The sequence below is a fragment of the Streptomyces sp. ML-6 genome, from assembly GCF_030116705.1.
GTDB lineage: Bacteria > Actinomycetota > Actinomycetes > Streptomycetales > Streptomycetaceae > Streptomyces.
In genome coordinates this window covers 6257688-6275031 of sequence record NZ_JAOTIK010000001.1, presented here as the reverse complement: position 1 = coordinate 6275031, position 17344 = coordinate 6257688, and the positions used below count along the sequence as shown (strand labels likewise).

The window sequence follows — 17344 nt, the reverse complement described above, 5'->3', positions numbered from 1 at the left end:
TCCATTACCCACAGTGAGGTCATCAGCACCGAAAAGCCAGAGGAATTCGGAAATCTGTGGACACAAAATCGATTGTGGGCAAGTCGATCACTCCGAAGAGTGACGGTCGGGTGTTTCGGAGGCGGCCGGGAGCCCCGGCACCGGGAATCGGGCCTCGTTCCGGTCGATCTTCTCGGCCAGCGCCTCCAGCGGATCGATCCCCAGCACCTCGCAGAACTGCAGCAGGTACGCGAGGACGTCCGCCACCTCGTCCGCGACCCGGTGCGCCGTCCCGGGGCTCTCCATCACCCGCGCCGACTCCTCCGGCGTCAGCCACTGGAAGATCTCGACCAGTTCGGACGCCTCGACGCTCAGCGCCGCCGCCAGGTTCTTCGGGGTGTGGTACCGACCCCAGTCCCGCGCGGCCGCGAACGCGGCGAGCCGTCGCTGAAGGGTCCGTACATCGAGTTCTGTCACGGCCCCAGGTCTACCACCGACACCCCGGGGACCTCCCGGGCCCGTACCGCCCCGGACTCCGTGACCGTGCCCAGCAGCCGGAGGTGTCCGGCCCCGCCGATCGACACCGCCAGGGACAGGAGTTCGCGCAACTGCCGCCCGTCCAGGTCCCGGTCGAACCCGTCGGTCAGCACGGTGAGGGTCTGCACGGCCGACGGCACCTCGCCCGCGGGGTCCACCGCCTGCACGCCGGGGCCGGTGAGCAGCACCAGGGCCAGCGCGAGATACCTCAGCTCGCCGTCGCCGAGCCGCCCGATCGGCGTGGCACGCCCCTCGCCGCGGGCGACTGTCGCGCTCAGCGATCCGTCCCCGAGCCGTTCGACGTCCAGTCCGGTCACCGGCCCCGCGCAGCCGGCGCGCACCGCCGCGACCAGCCGGGTGCGGCGCCGGGCGGACCGCGCGTGCACCCGTTCCAGCACCGCCGCGATGTTCTCGCAGCTCCGGCGCAGCCCGTCGGCGCCGGGCGGCGCGGGGGCCCGCATCCGCCGCGGCTGCGGCTCGCACCGGAAGACCGACCGCAGGGCCACGACCATCTGCTCGGCCGCGGCCAGGACCTGTAACTGGCCCGCGGTCCGGCCCGCGACCCGCAGCGGCAGCAGGGCCGTCCCGAGCCGGTCGCCCGGCAGCGGAGCCCGGGTCACCGGGACCACGTCGGCGGTGTGCCAGGCCGCCTGGACCGTCGAGCGCCCCGGGTCGCGCAGCGCGGTGGTGAGCAGGGTCTCGCCGCCGCCGGTGAGCCGTTCGCCGACGATCCGGAGGGTGGGCTCCGCCTGGACCGCGACGTCGAGCCGCACCTGGCCCGCCGGGCCGTCCGCCGTGCAGCCGATCCGGAACCCGCGCCGTCCCTGGTCGTCGGGCACGGCGCCCTCCGGCACGCAGCCGCCCGGGTCCGGGAACGCCGCCTCCAGCGGTTCCCCGTCGGCCAGCCGCGCCAGCGCGCCGTACGCCCGCAGCACGTTCGTCTTGCCGCTGCCGCCGGGCCCGCCGAAGAGCGTGACCGGGCGGATGGGGAAGGTCGCGCCCCGGTGCGAGGCGAAGGCGGACAGCCGCAGTTCGGTGACGACCGGGCCGGTCGGGCGGACCGTACGCACGGCACGGCCCCGCCCGCCGGACGGTCCCGTGTCGGCAACCGCCGGTACGGGACCGGGCTCGGGCAGGTCGGCGGGGGACGGCGGGATGGCATCCGGGCGGAGAGCAGTCATGGGCGGACCGTACGCACGGCACGAACTGCCGAACCGTTCCGCCTGAACGACCTTCCTACGATCGGGCTACCCGGTGAACCGCCGTGCCCCGCCGGGCCGGGAGGTACGACCCGCACGGGCCGTGCGGGTCGTACCTCCCGGCCCGGCGGCCCCGCCGCCCGACGGCGCCCGTGCTCCGGCGGGGCCCGCGGGGCCCGCTACGAACCGGGGATTCCCGCCGCTGCCGCGACCCCCTCGACCTCCATGCCGAGCGGCGACAGCAGGAAGACGTTCCGGTCCACCCGGTGCATGCCGCTCTCCAGGCCGAAGACGACCCCGCTGGTGAAGTCCAGGATCCGCTTGGCCACGTCCGTCTCGGCGCTGGTCAGGTCGAGGAGCACCGGAATCTGCGCGACCAGGTACTCGGCCACCTCCCGGGCGTCCGCGAAGACCTGGACCCGCAGGACGACAAGTCGTCGCTGTTCGCTCGCCGTGCTCTCCTCGGGGACCGCGCGATGGTCCACTCTGGACGGCCACTCGTTGCGGCTGCGCAGAGGCACGACCTGGGCAAGCCCCTCCCACTGCTCGTCCGTGACGTCGTACCTGTCGTACCTGCTCACCGGACCACCCCGTCTGTGCTTCGGTCCGCGTTGCGCCCGCTGCGCTCGCTGTTCATCGTGCAATTCTCTCGCCACTCACCCGTTCGGCGTACCACCGACACGGTTCACCGGCCGATCGACACCGCCGGGGGCTCCTCGGGCCCGTGCCCGGAAGGCCGCTGCCGGTCGGTTTCCGCCATCATGTCGACGGGGGTGAACCGTACCGGAAGCCGGACCAGCGCACGGTGGAAGGGTCCCGGACGCCATTTCAGCGCACTGACCGGAACCGCGAGTTCCGCGTCGCACAGCTGGCTGGTGAGCTGTTCGATCGCGGTCATGGCGATGAGCAGCGCCGGTTGTTTCGCCGGGCAGCGGTGCGGGCCCGCGGACCAGGCCAGGTGGGCGCTGGAGCCGGAACGGGGCACGGGGTTCTTGAGGTCGGGCGCGGACTGGGCGTTGGCCGCGGCGTAGGAGACCAGGATCAGCTGCCCCGCGCGCAGCCGCACGCCGTGGAACTCCGTGTCGTGCCGGGGGTAGTGGGCCGACAGGTTGGCCAGGGGCGGGTCCTGCCAGAGGACCTCGTCGATCGCCTCGTGCGCCGTCTTCGCACCGCCGTGCAGCGAGCCCGCGTAGCGGGTGTCGGTGAGCATGTGCAGCAGCGCGTTGCCGATCAGATTGGTCGTCGGATCGTGGCCCGCGCTCATGATCAGGGTGATCTGACGCACGGTCTCGTCGTTGTCGAGACCGGCCGGATGGCCGAGGAGGTACGAGGTGAGGTCGCGGCGCGGGCGGGCGCGCCGGTCGGCGACCAGGGCGGTGACGACCTCGACCAGGTCGGCGTAGGCGGTGGCGGCGTCCTCGGCGGAGTTGAACATTCTGGTGGCGGCCTCGACGACGCGTTCGCTGTCCTTCGGCGCCGTGCCGAACCAGGTGACGAAGACGTGCACGGGGAGCCGCCGGGCGTACTGGGCGATGAGGTCGGCGCTCCCGGTGGCGGCGAATTCGCCGATGAGCCGCTTCGCGACCCGGGTGACCTCGGCCCGCAGGACGTGCGGTTCGATCAGGGCGAGGCCGTCGTTGATGGCGGCGCGGTAGCGGGCGTGCGCCTCGCCGTCGCTGAAGAGCGCGGTGGGGCGGTGGCCGAGCATGGGCAGGATCGGCGAGTCCTCGGGGACGGTGGCCTGCCAGGCGCGCGGGTCCTTGGTGAAGGTGTGGGTGTCGCGCAGCAGGTCGACGGCGGCCTGGTAGTCGGTGACCAGCAGGGCGTCGATGCCGGGGGCGAGCCGGACCGGGGCGAGGGGCCCGTGCTCGCGCAGGCGCCGGTAGTGGCTCCGCGGGTCGGCGGCGAAGTCCGGGCCGTACAGGGCGAGGGGCTGCGGCGGCTGTGCGTACGGTGTCATGACGGGTCCTCGGGCCGGGGCATCCGGGTCAGCACGTGTTCGGCCAGGGCGATCAGGGCGTCGATGCCGCCGCGGCGCTCGCGGGCGTCGCACTGCACCAGCGGGGTCTCGGGCGCGAGGTCGAGGTGTCCCCGCAGGACCTCGTCGGGGTGGACGGGGGCGTCCGGGAAGCGGTTGACGGCGACCGCGTACGGCAGCCCCTGCTCCTCGACCATGTCCATGACCGCGAAGGAGTCGGCGAGCCTGCGGGTGTCGACCAGGACGAGGGCGCCGAGCGCACCGCGCGCGATGTCCTCCCAGAGCGGGAGGAACCGCTGCTGACCCGGGGTGCCGAACATGTAGAGCACCAGGTCGTCCAGGACGGTGAGCCGGCCGAAGTCGATCGCGACCGTGGTCGTGGTCTTGTCCGGCAGTCCCGCGGTGTCGTCGAGCCGGGTGCTGGACTGGGTCATCGCCTCTTCGGTGTGCAGCGTGGCGATCTCCGACAGCGTACGGATCAAGGTGGTCTTGCCCACGCCGAACGGCCCCGTGACGACGAGCTTCATCAGGGTCCTGGCGGCGGGCGGCAGATAGCCGACGCCGGTGTGTTCAGTGGAGGGAGCGGAGTCCAACGAGCAGCCTCTCGACGAGCGACCGGTCGATCTCCCCGGCGCTGGGGATGGGCGGTCGGGTGTGCAGGTGTCCGGCGGCGGCGAGGTCCGTGGCCAGGAAGACGGTGGCGCTGACCGGCAGGTCCAGGTGGGCCGCGCATTCGACGACGGTGAGCGCGCCCGGTTCGAGCAGCTCGCACAGCCTGCGCTGTTCCGAGCCGAGGTCCGGGGGCAGGCCGGTGCCGGTGCGCACGAGTACGTCGAGCCGGTCCAGCGCGGGACCGGCGGGCCTGGTCCGGCCGCCGGTGACCAGATAGGCGGGGATCAGGCGGCGACCCGGTCCGGCGGTCATGGCCGGGCGGTGGTGTCCGGCTTGCGGGCGGGTGCGTTCATCGCCCGGGTGAGGGCGGTGACCTGCACCTGCATCTGGTAGGCGATGTCGCCGAGCTTGGCCCCCGGTTCCGCGAACAGGGCGAGCGTGGTGTTGTTCCCGGCCGGTACGACGATGGCGAAGCCCAGATCGGACTCGACGACCGTCTGGGCCAGGCGCGGTGCCTCGGCGTCGGTGAAGGCCGTGGTGAACGCGCGGGCCGCGGCGTGCAGGGTGGCGGTCATGGCGGCGACCCGCTCGCCGGAGGCACGGTCCAGGCCGGGCGAGGCGCCCTCGACGAGTCCGTCGCCGGTGGCGACCACCGCGTGCTGGACACCGGGCAGTTCCAGCAGCGGGGTCAGCACCCATGCGAGGTCACCGGTGGTGGGGGTGGGAGCGCTCACGGCTTGTCGTCTCCTTGGTCGTTCTGGTGGTCGTGGTCGTCCTGGCGGTCGCGGTCCGGAGCCGGTGCGGATGACCGGTCCGCGAGGCTCCTGCCGTTGAGGGTGCCCTGCTGGAGCGCCGCCCAGGAGGCCCCGGCCTGCTCGGGCGTACGGGGCGCCTGTTCGCGGCCCTGTTCGGCGGGCGCGGGCCGGGCCGGGGCCGGGCGCGGGGCGCGACGGCGGCGGCTGGGCAGTCCGGTGGCGGGCCCGGCGGCGGGTTGCGACACGGGTACGGGCTCCTGCTCGGCCGGGACGGGAACGGCGGGGGTGACCGCGGGGGCGGCGGGCACGGCGGGCGCCGGTGCGCGCACCGGTTCGGGGGCGAGGATGGAGAGGGTGCGGTCGTTCTCCAGCACGGTCAGCAGGTGGGCGGGGACGCGCAGCATCGTGCGCATCCCGCCGAACGGCGACGCCTCGATGTGGCAGTCGAAGCCGTACTGCGCCACCAGTCGGCCGACGACGGCGAAGCCGGTCTGCGGCGGGTCGCCCAGCTCGGTCAGGAGGACCTCGTCCGGCCCCGCCAGCAGGGTGCGGGCCCGGTCGAGCGCGTCGTCGTCCATGCCGATGCCCGCATCGTCGACCATCAGGAAGGCGCCGCGGCCGCCGCTCTGCTGGAGGGTGACCTGGACGTCGGTGTCGGGGTGCGAGTAGGCGGTGGCGTTGGCCAGGAGTTCCGCGAGCGCGATGGCGAGGGGTTCGGCGGCGCGGGCGACCAGGGCGAGCCGTTCGTCGCGCAGGTGGTTGGCGACCTTCACGCGTTCGTAGCCGGCGACCCGTGACTGGGCTCCGAGGACGATCTCGACGAGCGGCGAGTTCTGGCGGGCGAGGCCCGGCCAGGCGTCGCAGAGCACGGCGGTGGCCTGGGTGCGCCGCAGGGCCAGTTCGTTGCGGAAGTCCAGTTGCAGGATGCGCGGGTCGTCGTACTCGTGCTGGAGCTCGTGCAGCAGTTGCTGGGACTGGTTGAGCAGGGACTGGATCTTGGCGGAGGTGCCGCGCATCGCCGCGCGGGCGGCGGCGTCGACGCGTCCGCGCTCCTCCAGGACGGCCGCGCGGGCCGCCTGCACCGACTCGGCGAGCAGCCGGGCCGCCTCGCCGTCGATCTCGGCCGCCTCCCGCAGTCCGGGGACCTGGGCGGTGGGGTGGGAGAGGGAGAGCGCGACGGCGGGTATCCGCTTGCGGGCCAGTTGGCGGATCTCCTCGGTGAGGGCCGCGGTGCGGGCCTCGGCCGCCTTCGCCTGGCGCTCGGCCACCTCGACCCGGCCCAGGGCCGTGTACTCGGCGCGGGCCGCGTTCTGCGCCCGCGCCATCGCCGCCACGGCAGCGGCGACGGCGATCACCGCCACTATCCATCCCATGCCGTCACCGCATTCCTGTCGTCGGATCGGTCGTCCGGCCCGAGCGACGGCCGAAGCTCCGCCTGCTGCCTACTGTTGCGCCGGGGCCGCCCGCCGCGGGGTCCGCTCCGTCTCCCGGGCCACCACGGCGACATCGGTCATCACTTCGAGCACGCCGGGCAGTCCGGAGCCGTCCAGGTGCCGGTACTCGCTGCCGACGGTCACCACCAGCCGCTCGGGAAGGCCGAGTTCCGGGTGGCGGCCCTCGCCGATGATCCGGCGGGCCGCCTCGACGGAGGGGACACCGGCTGCGTGGAAGGCGTGGGCGCGCTCGCGCACGTACTCCAGGTACACGATGTGGTCGCGCACCCCGGGCCGGTCGAGGACCGGGCCGTGGCCGGGAACGATGGTTCCGGCGCCGGTGGCCAGCACCTGCTCGCAGGCCGAGATCACGTTGTCGATCGGGCCCGCCCAGTGCACCGGGTGGTCGCCGGGCCGCTCCGGGGTGGACGAGAAGATGACGTCGCCGCTGAACACGGTGTCCTGCACCGGCAGATGGACGATCAGGTCACCGGCGGTGTGCGCGGGCGGCAGCGAGGAGATCCGGACGGGGTAGTCGCCCAGGGTCAGTTCGAGTTCCCCGGTGAAGTACGTGGTCGGCACGACCGGTTCGGTGTCCGACCAGTCGAAGACGCCGAAGTGGCGGGCGAGGTAGTCCCCGAGCGGCGTGTTCCGGTCGCCCGCGGTGACGAGGGCGTGCTGCTGCTTCGGCGTGGGGTCGTAGTGGATGTGCTCCCGGGCCTCGCGGGTCACGATGATCTCCGCGTCCGGGAGCACCCCCGCGCCCCAGAAGTGGTCGCCGTTCGCATGGGTGACGATCACCCGGTCGACGTGGACACCCTCGGGCAGCCGCTTCGTGGACTCGGCCAGGAACTGCCCGGCCAGCGCGGGGTCGTACGGGGTGTCGATCCAGAGCGCGCCGCAGGGCGAGACGAGGAGGCCGCAGTTCGCCAGCCCCCAGCCCCGTTTCGGCGGTAGCCATGCGTACAGGCCCTGCCCCAGGTCAACGACGTCCCCGCCCGTGATCGACATGCACGCGATTATGCCCACCCCGATCCGGCCACGCGTTCGAACTCGGCCACTGACCTATTCCGTTGGCCTGAAATCACCCTTCATTTCGCCCATCGGTACGGCGGTGGTAACCCTGCGGAATCGACACCCCGCATCCCTGCATGCCACATTTCAGTCAATTCATGTCATTTAACCCGACGATGTCACGCGCTGAGACGGACATCCCTCACGGAGCCACCAAACCGGAACAAGCCGATTACCCACCGAGCATGGCCGAAAACGACTGTCCGAAGATCTTCGTGGCGGCAGATTCTCGCGGTGGCGCCGGAAGGCTCCGGGCCGGAGGCACCGGCCCGGAGGCGCCGGCCCGGAGGCGCCGCTCCAAAACGTCCCCGCACGGAGCGGCGCACGGACCGGCGCGCCATCGGACCGGTGCACGGCCGGACCGGCGCACCAGCGGACCGGCGCGGGTGCTACGCCGTCCGGCGGACCTGGCCGCCCTCGAAGTAGGCAATCAGCTCCGGGTCGAGGGCGGGCACCTCGTACGGCACACCGCCCTCGCGCAGGGAGCGGGTCGCGAGCACACCGGCCGCGACGCTCATCCGGGCGGCGACCGGCGAGGTGTCGGTGACGCCGCCCTCGCGCACGAACCGGCAGAACTCCCGCATGATCCGGGTGTCCCCGCCGCCGTGCGAACCGCCCGCGTCCGGCACCCGGTAGGTGATGTCGGCGTCGCGGCGGTATCCGCTGGGGCCGGAGTTCCAGACCCTGACCTCGTCGCCGGGGCCGTCGCCGAAGTTCTCCAGCCGGCCCTCGGTGCCGATGACCGTGTAGTTGCGCCAGTAGTCGGGGGTGAAGTGGCACTGCTGGTAGGCGGCCACGACGCCGTTGTCGAGCTGCATGTTCATCACCGAGACGTCCTCGACGTCCACGACGTGGTGCAGGTCCTTGCGGGCCGTCGGCGGCCAGTCGAACTCGCGCAGCCAGTTCTCCGGGCGCGGGGTGTCCGGCTCGCGGCGCGGCAGGTCGCCGTAGACGAGGAGGTCGCCGAGCGCGTTGACGCGACGGGTGTAGCCGCCGGCCAGCCAGTGCAGGACGTCGATGTCGTGGGCGGCCTTCTGGAGCAGCAGGCCGGTGGTGCGGGTCCGGTCGGCGTGCCAGTCCTTGAAGTAGTAGTCGCCGCCGTAGCCGACGAAGTGGCGCACCCAGACCGTCCGGGGCTCGCCGATGTCGCCGCGGGCGATGATGTCGCGCATCAGCCGCACCACGCCCATGTGGCGCATGTTGTGTCCGACGTACAGCCTGGTCCCGGTCTCGTACGCGGCGCGCAGGATGTTGTCGCAGCTCTCGACGGTGATGCCGAGCGGCTTCTCGACGAAGACCGGCTTGCCGGCCCGCAACGCGTCGACGGCGATGGTCTCGTGGGTGTCGTCGGGGGTGGCGACAATGATCGCGTCGAGGTCGTCCCGGTCGAGGAGCAGCCTGTAGTCCTCGACCGCGACGTCGGTGCCGAACTGCTCGGCCTCGCGCCGCCGCACCTCGGGGTCGAGGTCGCAGACGGCGGTGATCGCCGACCCCTGTCCGGGGTGGTGGGCGGAGGTCGCGATGGAACGGCGCAGGCCGAGCCCGATGACGCCGAGTCGCAGGTCTGACACGGTGGTCCCTTCTCTGTCTGTACTGGTGGTGCGAGGTCCGCGCCGTGGGGCGGGCGGGTCCGTACGGGACGGGTTCATAGTTCACGACGGCGCACACCGATGGCAAGAGTTGCTCATTTCTCGGTCTTATCAAACACGAATGGGCAACGATGTGCTGTTCAATGCGCACAGCACGCGCAGCACGGACCATGCGGCGCAGACCGTGCGGCACGGGCCCGTACGGCGCAGACCGTGCGGCACGGGCCCGTACGGCGCAGACCCTGCAGCACGGGCCGTGCGCGCGAAAAAACGGTGGGCGGGCACCCCGGGCCCCGGGATGTCCGCCCACCGCCGGACGGCCGTCGTTTCAGACCGCGACGACCGTGACCCCGGCCTCCGTGAAGCGGGCGGCCGCCTCGGGCGCGATCCCCTTGTCGGTGACCAGGAAATCGACCTGCCCCAGGTCGCAGACCCGGGCGAAGGCCCGCTTGCCGATCTTCGAGGAGTCGGCGGCCACGACCACCCGTTGCGCCTGCTGGGCGAGCAGCCGGTTGATGCTGGCCTCGCCCTCGTGGTGCACGTACGCGCCGCGCTCGGTGTCGATCGCGTTGACGCCCAGCACGGCGACGTCCAGGGTGATCTCGCCCAGCACCCCGCTGGCCAGCGGGCCCGTCAGTTCGTACGACTGCGGCCTGGCCACCCCGCCGGTCACCACGATCTTGATCTGCGGGCGGATCACCAGCTCGTTGGCGATGTTGAGTGCGTTGGTGACGACGGTCAGCGTCGGCTGGCCGCCCGCCCCCATGGCGCCCTCGCCCACGATGTCGGAGCGCATCGCCAGCGAACGGGCCACCTCGGTCAGCGTCGTGCCGCCGGTCAGCCCCACCACTTCGCCGACCGCCACCAGTTCGGAGACCGCGCGGCCGATGGCCTGCTTCTCCGGGGCGTGGCGGCCGGTCTTGTAGCGCAGGGCGAGCTCGTAGCTGACGCCGTGCGCCACCGCGCCGCCGCGGGTACGGGTGAGCAGTTGCTGCTCGGCGAGCTGGTCCAGGTCGCGGCGGATGGTCGCGGCCGAGACGTCCAGGGTGGCGGCCGCGTCCTCGACCTCCACCCGGCCGTTCTTGCCGACGAGTTCCAGCAGCGCGTTCCACCGGGCATCCCTGGACAAGAGAACTCTCCTCACCGGCCCGGCCTTCAGGCACCCATCCCCTTGGATACGGTCGCCGGACACGCGCAAGCGTCGCACAAGGCCCCGTCCAGTCAAGCATCCTGCACACTGTTTGCTTGAAGATGTTCGTACAGCGCGTGTAACGTGCGCAAACGAGCATCCACTACAAGTACGGAGTGCAGACGTGTCTTTTGTCGAGACCGAGACCGCCAGTCAGCCGGAGTGCTGGCGCCGTGCCGCCGAGCTGGCCCGGACCGACGCGGGCGCGCTGCCCGCCACCGGCGAGCGCATCGCGGTCGTCGGCTGCGGCACCTCGTTCTACATGGCCCAGGCGTACGCCGCGCTCCGCGAGGGGTCCGGGCAGGGCGAGTCCGACGCCTTCGCCGCCTCGGAGTTCCCGTTCGGCCGCGGCTACGACCGGGTCGTCGCCCTCACCCGTTCGGGGACCACGACCGAGGTGCTGGAACTGCTCGGCCGGCTCCGGGGCGCCACCCGCACGGTGGCCATCACCGCCGACCCGGACACCCCGGTCATGACGGCCGCCGACGACGTCGTCGTGCTCGACTTCGCCGACGAGCGGTCCGTCGTGCAGACCCGGTTCGCCACCACGCTGCTGACCCTGCTCCGCGCCCACCTCGGCCTGCACACCGACGACGTGGTCCGGGACGCGGAGACCGCCCTGGCCGAGCCGCTGCCCGAGGGCCTGCTGGAGTGCACCCAGTTCACCTTCCTCGGCCGCGGCTGGACGGCGGGGCTCGCCAACGAGGCGGCGCTCAAGATGAAGGAGGCGTCGCTGTCCTGGACGGAGTCGTACCCCGCGATGGAGTACCGCCACGGCCCGATCAGCATCGCCACCACCGGCACCGCGACCTGGATGTTCGGCACCGCCCCCGAGGGGCTCGCGGAGCAGGTGCGGGCGACCGGCGCCCTGTGGGTGGAGAGCGGCCTGGACCCGCTGGCCGAGCTGGTGCGCGTCCAGCGCCTGGCGATCGCCCGCGCCGCCGCCCGCGGCCTGGACCCGGACAGCCCGCGTCACCTGACCCGCTCGGTGGTGCTCGCCGAGTCCTGACCCGCACGGCTCTCCTGCTCCCGGAGGGGCCGGGCCACCGGCCCCTCCGGACGCGCGTCGGGCTCAGGACTCCTCGAAGTAGGCGTCCAGGACCTCGTCGAGTTCCTCCGCCCACTTCTTGAGGTGGCTCCTGGCCGGTGCCTCGACCTCGGCGTTGAACCACCGCCGGGTCGACATGTGGACCGTGACGGTGAACCGGCGGCCGAACCGGGAGGTCTTCACCTCGACGGCCCCGATCTCGTCCCACCGGAAGTCGGCCTCCTGGTCGTCCAGGCGGAACCGGACGCCGGTGCGGTCCACGGTGATCGACCCGCGCCGGTCGCTCACCTCGAACGCCGGGCCGTCCGCCTTCTCCCCTTCCTCCGCCGCCGGTTCGGTGGCGGCCCCGGAGCCGGCCTCCGCGACGGGACCGGCCTCGTCCTGCGGATCCGTCCGTTCCGGGTCCGTCCTTTCCGGCTCCGCCACCGGTTCCTTCCCCGGGGCCGTTTCCTGGCTCGTGTCCGGCTTCACGGCGGTGGCGGGGGCCGTGAGGCCAGGGATGTACGCCGGGTCTGTCCCTGCGGCGTACCCGGGCTGAGTCTTCGGATCTATGCGCTGCTCCACGGCGGGCAGTATGGCCGACGAACCTGTACGGAGCCAGCGCCCCTGCCGTGCGGGGGCCGCAGCACCCCCCGCCGGGCCCGTGCCACCGGGTCAGCGGCCGTGAGCCGCCAGGATTTCGGCGGTCCGGTCCAGCGGGAGCGCCGGAACGTGGTGACCGGCCCGGCCGGTCATCGCCCGGGCCCCGGTGAGCACGTTGAGCACCGCCTCCTCCACCGACTCGACCACCGCCTCGTAGAAGGGGTCCATCCGGCCCCAGGGCACGAAGCGCATCGACTCGTACGGCGCGCTGCCGTCGTTCTCGGGGAACGTACTGGTCAACGCGGACGGGTTGGCCGTGGAGAAGGCCAGGAAGAGGTCGCCGGAGAAATGGCTGCCGGTGGTGCCGGTGCGGGCGAGGCCCAGCGTCACCCGGCGGGCCAGCGCCTTGCACTGTCCGGGCAGCAGCGGGGCGTCGGTGGCCACCACGACGATCACCGAGCCCGCGCCGGGCGGCACCGGGCGTTCCCCGCCGGGCTCCGCGAGGGGCGGCTCCGCCACCGGTGGGGACAGTTCGCGCCCCACCGGCACGCCGGCCACGACCAGTTCGCGCCGCGCGCCGAAGTTGGCCTGGACGAAGGCGCCGACGGTGTACCGGTCCTCCCCGTACCGCACCACCCGCGAGGCGGTGCCCGAGCCGCCCTTGTAGCCGTAGCAGCGCATGCCCGTGCCGCCGCCGACGCACCCCTCCTCGACCGGGCCGGAGGCCGCCGCCCCGATCGCCGCCGCCGCGTGGTCGGGCCGCACGGCCGCGCCGTGGATGTCGTTGAGGTGGCCGTCCCAGGTCTCCGTGACCACCGGCAGCAGCCATTCCGGCGCCATGCCGCCGCAGTTGGCGCGCACCCACTCCACGACGCCCCGGTGCACGGGGCCGACCGCGTACGTGTTGGTGATGACCACCGGCACGGCGAGCGAGCCGCTCTCCTCGATCCAGGCGGTGCCGGTCATCTCGCCGTTGCCGTTGAACGAGTGCCAGCCGGCCGCGCAGGGCGTGCCCACGCCGTCCCGGCCGCGCGGCAGGAGCGCGGTCACCCCCGTCCGCACGTCGTCCCCCTCGACGAGGGTGACGTACCCGACCTCGACGCCCGGCACGTCCGTGATCGCGTTCCACGGACCGGGCTCGCCCGGCAGCGGGATGCCCGCCTCGCGTGCGCGCATGCGGCCCTCGCCGCGGTGATCTGCGTTCATGCGGGGAGAGGTTACGGGACCGGGGCGCGCCCGACGAGAGGGCCCGAGGTTCCTCCCGGGCCTCTCCCGCGGGCGTCCGACGGCGGTTCTCAGGCGGCCGGCTCCGCCACGACGATCGCGGTCACCAGAAGGCCGTCCGCGGCCAGCCACCGGCCGCGGAACTCCGAGGGGTCCTCCGCCGGTCCGGCCGACGGCTCCGGGACCTCGCCGAAGGGCGCCCGGGGGTTCGTACCGCTCCTCGCCGCCGTCCGGGAGGCCAGGATCTCGGCGGTGAAGCCGCCGTCCGGGTGGAGCACGATGTCGGCCTCCTCGAAACCCAGCCAACGGCGGGTCAGCGGGAACCACGCCTTGTAGACGCTCTCCTTCGCGCTGAACAGCAACCGGTCCCAGTGGATGCCCGGGTTCCGTCGGCGCAGCTCGTGCTCGCGCTCCTGTTCCGTCGTCAGCGCGATGTTGTCGTGCACGTCGTCGGGGAGCGGCGCGTTGTGCTCGGCGTCGATGCCGATGGTGAGCACGTCCGCGTCGCGCGCCACGACGGCGGCACGGTAGCCCACGCAGTGGGTCATGCTGCCGACCACGCCCTGCGGCCAGACCGGGGCGCCGCGTTCGCCCTTGAGGATGGGGACGGGCGCGATGCCCAGCTCCCCGAGCGCGCGGCGCGCGCAGTGGCGCGTCGTGGTGAACTCCAGCCTCCGCTTCTCCACGTAGCGGTGGACCAGTTCCTCCTCGGCGGGCATCAGCACGGCGTCGGGCAGATCGGAGAACACCTCTGCCACTGCCACCCCCGACGGCAGAATCTTCTCGATCACGGTCTCCCCTTGCCTGCTGACTGCCCACACCCCGCACCGGTCCCGGAGCCGGTCCGTCCGGGCATCGGACGGCCGACGCGCGGGACGCCCCGCCGAGGCTCCCCGGCCGCGCCCGGCGCGGTCGGGTGCCGTCGGACCCGGCGTGCACGACGGTATCTCGTGTTCCGTGCCGTCACGCACGAAGGGGGCCGCGCGAAGAGGGCCGCGCGGGCAGTCACCGGCCTGCGCGGCCGGTCTACCGGTCTTGTGCGGGGCGGTCTCACCGGTCCCGCGCGGGCGGTTCGGCGCCCGGGGAACGGACCAGGGGCAAGGGGCTGTTCCCGGCGCCCGGGGAACGGACCAGGGGCAAGGGGCTGTTCCCGGCGCCCGGGGAACGGACCAGGGGCAAGGGGCTGTTCCCGGCGCCCGGGGAACGGCCCCGGGCGCAGGGCGGTGTCAGGACTCGGCGGGCTGCGGCCAGCGGATCCGGGTGGCGCACAGGGAGACCAGGATCGCCGAGGCGGCCACCGCCCCCATGCCCCAGACGAGGCTGCCGGCTTCCGCTATGAAGCCGATCAGCGCGGGCCCGGCCAGCAGACCGGTCGTCCCCATGGCGGCGACCAGGGCCAGCGCGTCCGTGCCCTGCCCCGCCGCCGCCACGTAGATGCACGGGGTGACGGCCGCGACGCCCAGTCCGACGCAGGCGAACCCGATCAGCGTCGGCACGACGCCACCGGCCAGCAGGGCGAGCGCCAGCCCGGTACCGGCCACCGCGCTGCCGACGCGGACGATCCGTCCGTCGCCCCAGCGGCTGCGCCAGCCGTCGGCGAAGAGGCGGGCCAGCACCATCATCCCCGAGACGACCGCGATGCCCAGGGGCGCCAGTTCCGACGCCGCTCCGACCACGTCCTCCATGTAGAGCGCCGACCAGTCGTTCATGGCGCCCTCGGTCACGGTGCCGAAGACCATCGCGCAGCCCATCCAGATCGTCACGCGGGACGGCACGGTGAGCCTGCGGCGGCTCTTCTTCGGGGCCTGCTGCTCCGGGGCCGGCGGGTCCTCCACCAGCAGGCCCTTCCAGGTCAGTCCGACCAGCAGCAGAAGAAGGACGGCGGCCACCGCGAAGTGCACCGCGACCTTTGGGGTCAGCGCGTTCACCCCGGAGGCGAGCAGGGCCGCGAGCAGGGAACCGGCGCTGAACACGGCGTGCAGCCTGGCCATGGCGGTGCGCTCGTGGGCGGCTTCGAGCGCCGCCCCCTGAGCGTTCATCGCGACGTTCAGACTCCCGACGGCGACGCCGTCGCAGCAGATGACCAGGAGTGCGACCGGGTAGTTGGGCGCCACGGCGAGCGCCGGCAGGAGCAGGCTCAGGAAGCCGACCGACACGAGTGCGAGCCGGCGCGATCCCATCCGCCTCATCAGGACCGCGACGAGGGGGAACGAGGCCGCCGCACCCGCCCCGCAAGCCATCAGCAGCAGGCCCAGTTCCGCTTCGGTCAGGTCGAGTTCCGCCTTGATCGCGGGGAGCCGGGAGGCCCAGGTCGCGTACTGGAACCCGAGGAAGCAGAACAGCGCCCCGATCGCCAGTTGCGCGCGGTGGAATTCGTCACGAACGCCAGACATGTGCAATCAGCCCACTTCGTCTTTCGGAGGTACCCCGTGTGCCGGCAGGTCGGCGAGGTTCGTTCTTCCGGCCCGGACTCCCGGTACCGCCCTGGACATGTACACCGCGCCCGGTCCGTAGCTCGCCGGCGGCTCGACCTCCCGGTGGGCCCGGTATCCGTGGGCCGCCCAGAAGGTGTCGCTGCCGCGGACGGCGACCAGGGACACCTCCTCGTACCCCTTCGCTCCCGCCGTCGCCGTGAAGTGGCGCAGGAGGTTCTTCGCGAGTCCCCCGCCGCGGAACTCCGGGGCCACGACGAGGTCGTGCAGGTGCAGGTTGCGCGAGTGGAAGACGAGGCCCTCCTTCCGGTCCAGGTCGGGGTACTCGAACTTCGGGTAGGGCAGGGCCAGCAGGTATCCCGCGACCCGGCCGGCGTGGTCCAGGACGAAGCAGGTGGCCGGTGAGGCGTGGGCCCGGGACCGCAGCGCGGCCCGGCCCTCCGACAGTCCGTCGGCGGTGTACTCCTCGGCCTCCAGTGCGGTGATGCCGTCCCAGTCGTCATTGGATATGTGCCGTATGCGCACGTGGTGGTCCCTCTAGTCGCCGCGCGTCCACGCGTACGGAAGCGGATCGAAGCCGTTGAATCCCCGCGTCATGTATCCGGTCGCGTAGGCGCCGCTGGAGAGGATCCATACCGGGTCCCCCGAGGCGACTTCCCGGGGCACCGGAACGCGGTTGTGCTCGTGGGCGAAGGCGTCGTCGCTGTCGCAGGTGGGGCCCGCGACAACGGCCGGTACGTGGTCGCCGTCGTCGTGCGAGGGGAACAGCAGCCGGTACTGCAACTGGTCCATCTCGTAGAGGCCGTTGAACTTCCCGCAGCTCAGGTACAGCCAGTTCTCGCGTGCGCCGTCGATCTGCTGCCGGGACGACAGCCGGGCCACGTGCGCCCTGATCGCGCCGTGATCGGCCACCAGGTGGCGGCCCGGTTCCATGAGGAAGTCCAGCGGCGCCTCCGACACCGCCGCGAGGTGTTGTGTTCCCTCGCGGATCACGGCGAAGATCTTGTCCACCGGCGGGTCCAGGGGCCGGCCCCTGCTGTCCAGGTAGCCCAGTGCGGGCAGTCCGCCGCCGAGGTTGAGGTGGTCCGGGAGGATGCCCCGCCGGTTCAGCACCGCGAGCAGGTCGGCGAGGGACTCGAAGACCTCCTGCCACGCCTGCGAGGTCATCTGCTGGGAGCCGACGTGGACGGACAGGCCGGCCGGGGTCAGACCGGCCGCCCGCGCCGCCTCCATCACCAGCACCGCGTCGGCGGCCGAGCAGCCGAACTTCCGGCTGAGGCCCCAGAGTGCCCCGGCCCCGCTGGTGGCCAGTCTGCAGAAGACCCGGGCGCCGGGGGCGTGGGCCGCGATCGCCGCCACGTCCTCCAGGCTGTCGGTCGCGAAGGTCGTGATCCCCATGCGGTGGGCGTCGGCGATGTTCCGGTCGGACTTGATGGTGTTGCCGTAGTGGATCCGGTCGGCCGGCACCCCGGTGCGCAGGGCCTGTGCCACCTCGTTGGGGCTCGCCGCGTCGAAGCCGGAGCCCCGCGCCGCCAGACAGGCCAGGACCTCGTCCACCGGGCAGGCCTTCATGGCGAAGCGGACGGAGACTCCCGGCAGTTCGCGCAGCAGTGCTTCGTACTGCGCCGCTATGCCGGTGAGGTCGAAGATGATCCGGTCGTCGTCGGCCGCCGTCAGCGCGGCGCGCATGTGTGCGTTCAGGTGCATGATGGT

Annotated in this window: 18 protein-coding genes; 1 reads left to right on the top strand and 17 read right to left on the bottom strand. The window is 72.7% G+C overall.

The features are described from left to right. Positions 1–87 precede the first annotated feature (87 nt). The 11 genes from OCT49_RS27780 to OCT49_RS27730 form a co-directional block, all read right to left on the bottom strand. A complete protein-coding gene (locus OCT49_RS27780) occupies positions 88–456 on the bottom strand; it encodes a nucleotide pyrophosphohydrolase (protein WP_283854526.1) in 369 nt (122 codons plus the stop codon). Beyond that, entirely contained in the window at positions 453–1697 is a 1245-nt protein-coding gene (locus OCT49_RS27775; RefSeq protein ID WP_283854525.1) for an AAA family ATPase, read from the bottom strand. The genes OCT49_RS27780 and OCT49_RS27775 overlap by 4 nt, the downstream gene beginning before the upstream one ends. Positions 1698–1894: 197 nt before the next feature. Beyond that, positions 1895–2296 carry a cell division protein SepF gene (locus OCT49_RS27770; RefSeq protein WP_283854524.1) on the bottom strand — a complete coding sequence of 134 codons (402 nt, stop codon included), beginning with the start codon at positions 2294–2296 and terminating at the stop codon, positions 1895–1897. 104 nt (positions 2297–2400) lie between these two features. Further along, entirely contained in the window at positions 2401–3675 is a 1275-nt protein-coding gene (locus tag OCT49_RS27765; protein ID WP_283854523.1) for a cytochrome P450 family protein, read from the bottom strand. After that, positions 3672–4286, bottom strand: a complete 615-nt coding sequence (locus OCT49_RS27760) for a GTP-binding protein (RefSeq protein WP_283854522.1) — start codon at positions 4284–4286, stop codon at positions 3672–3674. The genes OCT49_RS27765 and OCT49_RS27760 overlap by 4 nt, the downstream gene beginning before the upstream one ends. Then, entirely contained in the window at positions 4264–4617 is a 354-nt protein-coding gene (locus OCT49_RS27755; protein WP_148839950.1) for a DUF742 domain-containing protein, read from the bottom strand. Before OCT49_RS27755 ends, OCT49_RS27760 begins: the two co-directional genes overlap by 23 nt. Further along, the gene (locus tag OCT49_RS27750; protein WP_283854521.1) at positions 4614–5039 is read right to left on the bottom strand and encodes a roadblock/LC7 domain-containing protein; all 426 of its coding nucleotides are present in this window, start codon (positions 5037–5039) and stop codon (positions 4614–4616) included. Before OCT49_RS27750 ends, OCT49_RS27755 begins: the two co-directional genes overlap by 4 nt. Then, entirely contained in the window at positions 5036–6433 is a 1398-nt protein-coding gene (locus OCT49_RS27745) for an ATP-binding protein (protein WP_283854520.1), read from the bottom strand. Before OCT49_RS27745 ends, OCT49_RS27750 begins: the two co-directional genes overlap by 4 nt. 69 nt (positions 6434–6502) lie before the next feature. Next, complete coding sequence (locus OCT49_RS27740; protein WP_283854519.1) at positions 6503–7504, bottom strand: MBL fold metallo-hydrolase; 1002 nt, start codon at positions 7502–7504, stop codon at positions 6503–6505. Between the two features lie 452 nt (positions 7505–7956). Next, positions 7957–9138, bottom strand: coding sequence for a Gfo/Idh/MocA family protein (locus tag OCT49_RS27735; RefSeq protein ID WP_283854518.1), 1182 nt, complete (start codon positions 9136–9138; stop codon positions 7957–7959). A gap of 346 nt (positions 9139–9484) precedes the next feature. After that, positions 9485–10285, bottom strand: a complete 801-nt coding sequence (locus OCT49_RS27730; RefSeq protein ID WP_283854517.1) for a DeoR/GlpR family DNA-binding transcription regulator — start codon at positions 10283–10285, stop codon at positions 9485–9487. Between the two features lie 184 nt (positions 10286–10469). Between OCT49_RS27730 and OCT49_RS27725 the strand changes: the two genes are divergently transcribed. Continuing rightward, positions 10470–11354 (top strand): SIS domain-containing protein, encoded by an 885-nt coding sequence (locus tag OCT49_RS27725; RefSeq protein ID WP_283854516.1) that lies wholly within the window; start codon positions 10470–10472, stop codon positions 11352–11354. Positions 11355–11417: 63 nt separating this feature from the next. Here the strand turns inward: OCT49_RS27725 and OCT49_RS27720 are convergent, their stop codons facing one another. The 6 genes from OCT49_RS27720 to OCT49_RS27695 all read right to left on the bottom strand — a co-directional run bounded on the left by OCT49_RS27720 (position 11418) and on the right by OCT49_RS27695 (position 17338). Further along, positions 11418–11957, bottom strand: a complete 540-nt coding sequence (locus tag OCT49_RS27720) for a hypothetical protein (RefSeq protein ID WP_283854515.1) — start codon at positions 11955–11957, stop codon at positions 11418–11420. Positions 11958–12047: 90 nt separating this feature from the next. Beyond that, positions 12048–13181, bottom strand: coding sequence for a DmpA family aminopeptidase (locus OCT49_RS27715; RefSeq protein WP_283854514.1), 1134 nt, complete (start codon positions 13179–13181; stop codon positions 12048–12050). 89 nt (positions 13182–13270) lie between these two features. Then, complete coding sequence (locus OCT49_RS27710; RefSeq protein WP_283854513.1) at positions 13271–13990, bottom strand: 4'-phosphopantetheinyl transferase family protein; 720 nt, start codon at positions 13988–13990, stop codon at positions 13271–13273. A 435-nt stretch (positions 13991–14425) separates the two neighbouring features. After that, positions 14426–15592, bottom strand: a complete 1167-nt coding sequence (locus tag OCT49_RS27705; RefSeq protein ID WP_283854512.1) for an MFS transporter — start codon at positions 15590–15592, stop codon at positions 14426–14428. 6 nt (positions 15593–15598) lie between these two features. After that, positions 15599–16156 (bottom strand): GNAT family N-acetyltransferase, encoded by a 558-nt coding sequence (locus tag OCT49_RS27700; protein WP_391722569.1) that lies wholly within the window; start codon positions 16154–16156, stop codon positions 15599–15601. 12 nt (positions 16157–16168) lie between these two features. Then, positions 16169–17338: a type III PLP-dependent enzyme domain-containing protein gene (locus OCT49_RS27695; protein ID WP_283854511.1), complete on the bottom strand. Its 1170-nt coding sequence runs from the start codon at positions 17336–17338 to the stop codon at positions 16169–16171. Between the last annotated feature and the right edge of the window lie 6 nt (positions 17339–17344).

Coding starts and splice junctions, on each gene's coding strand:
- OCT49_RS27775 (WP_283854525.1), bottom strand. CDS start 1,697: ATGACTGCTCTCCGCCCGGATGCCATCCCGCCGTCCCCCGCCGACCTG.
- OCT49_RS27765 (WP_283854523.1), bottom strand. CDS start 3,675: ATGACACCGTACGCACAGCCGCCGCAGCCCCTCGCCCTGTACGGCCCG.
- OCT49_RS27755 (WP_148839950.1), bottom strand. CDS start 4,617: ATGACCGCCGGACCGGGTCGCCGCCTGATCCCCGCCTATCTGGTCACC.
- OCT49_RS27745 (WP_283854520.1), bottom strand. CDS start 6,433: ATGGGATGGATAGTGGCGGTGATCGCCGTCGCCGCTGCCGTGGCGGCG.
- OCT49_RS27740 (WP_283854519.1), bottom strand. CDS start 7,504: ATGTCGATCACGGGCGGGGACGTCGTTGACCTGGGGCAGGGCCTGTAC.
- OCT49_RS27715 (WP_283854514.1), bottom strand. CDS start 13,181: ATGAACGCAGATCACCGCGGCGAGGGCCGCATGCGCGCACGCGAGGCG.
- OCT49_RS27705 (WP_283854512.1), bottom strand. CDS start 15,592: ATGTCTGGCGTTCGTGACGAATTCCACCGCGCGCAACTGGCGATCGGG.
- OCT49_RS27695 (WP_283854511.1), bottom strand. CDS start 17,338: ATGCACCTGAACGCACACATGCGCGCCGCGCTGACGGCGGCCGACGAC.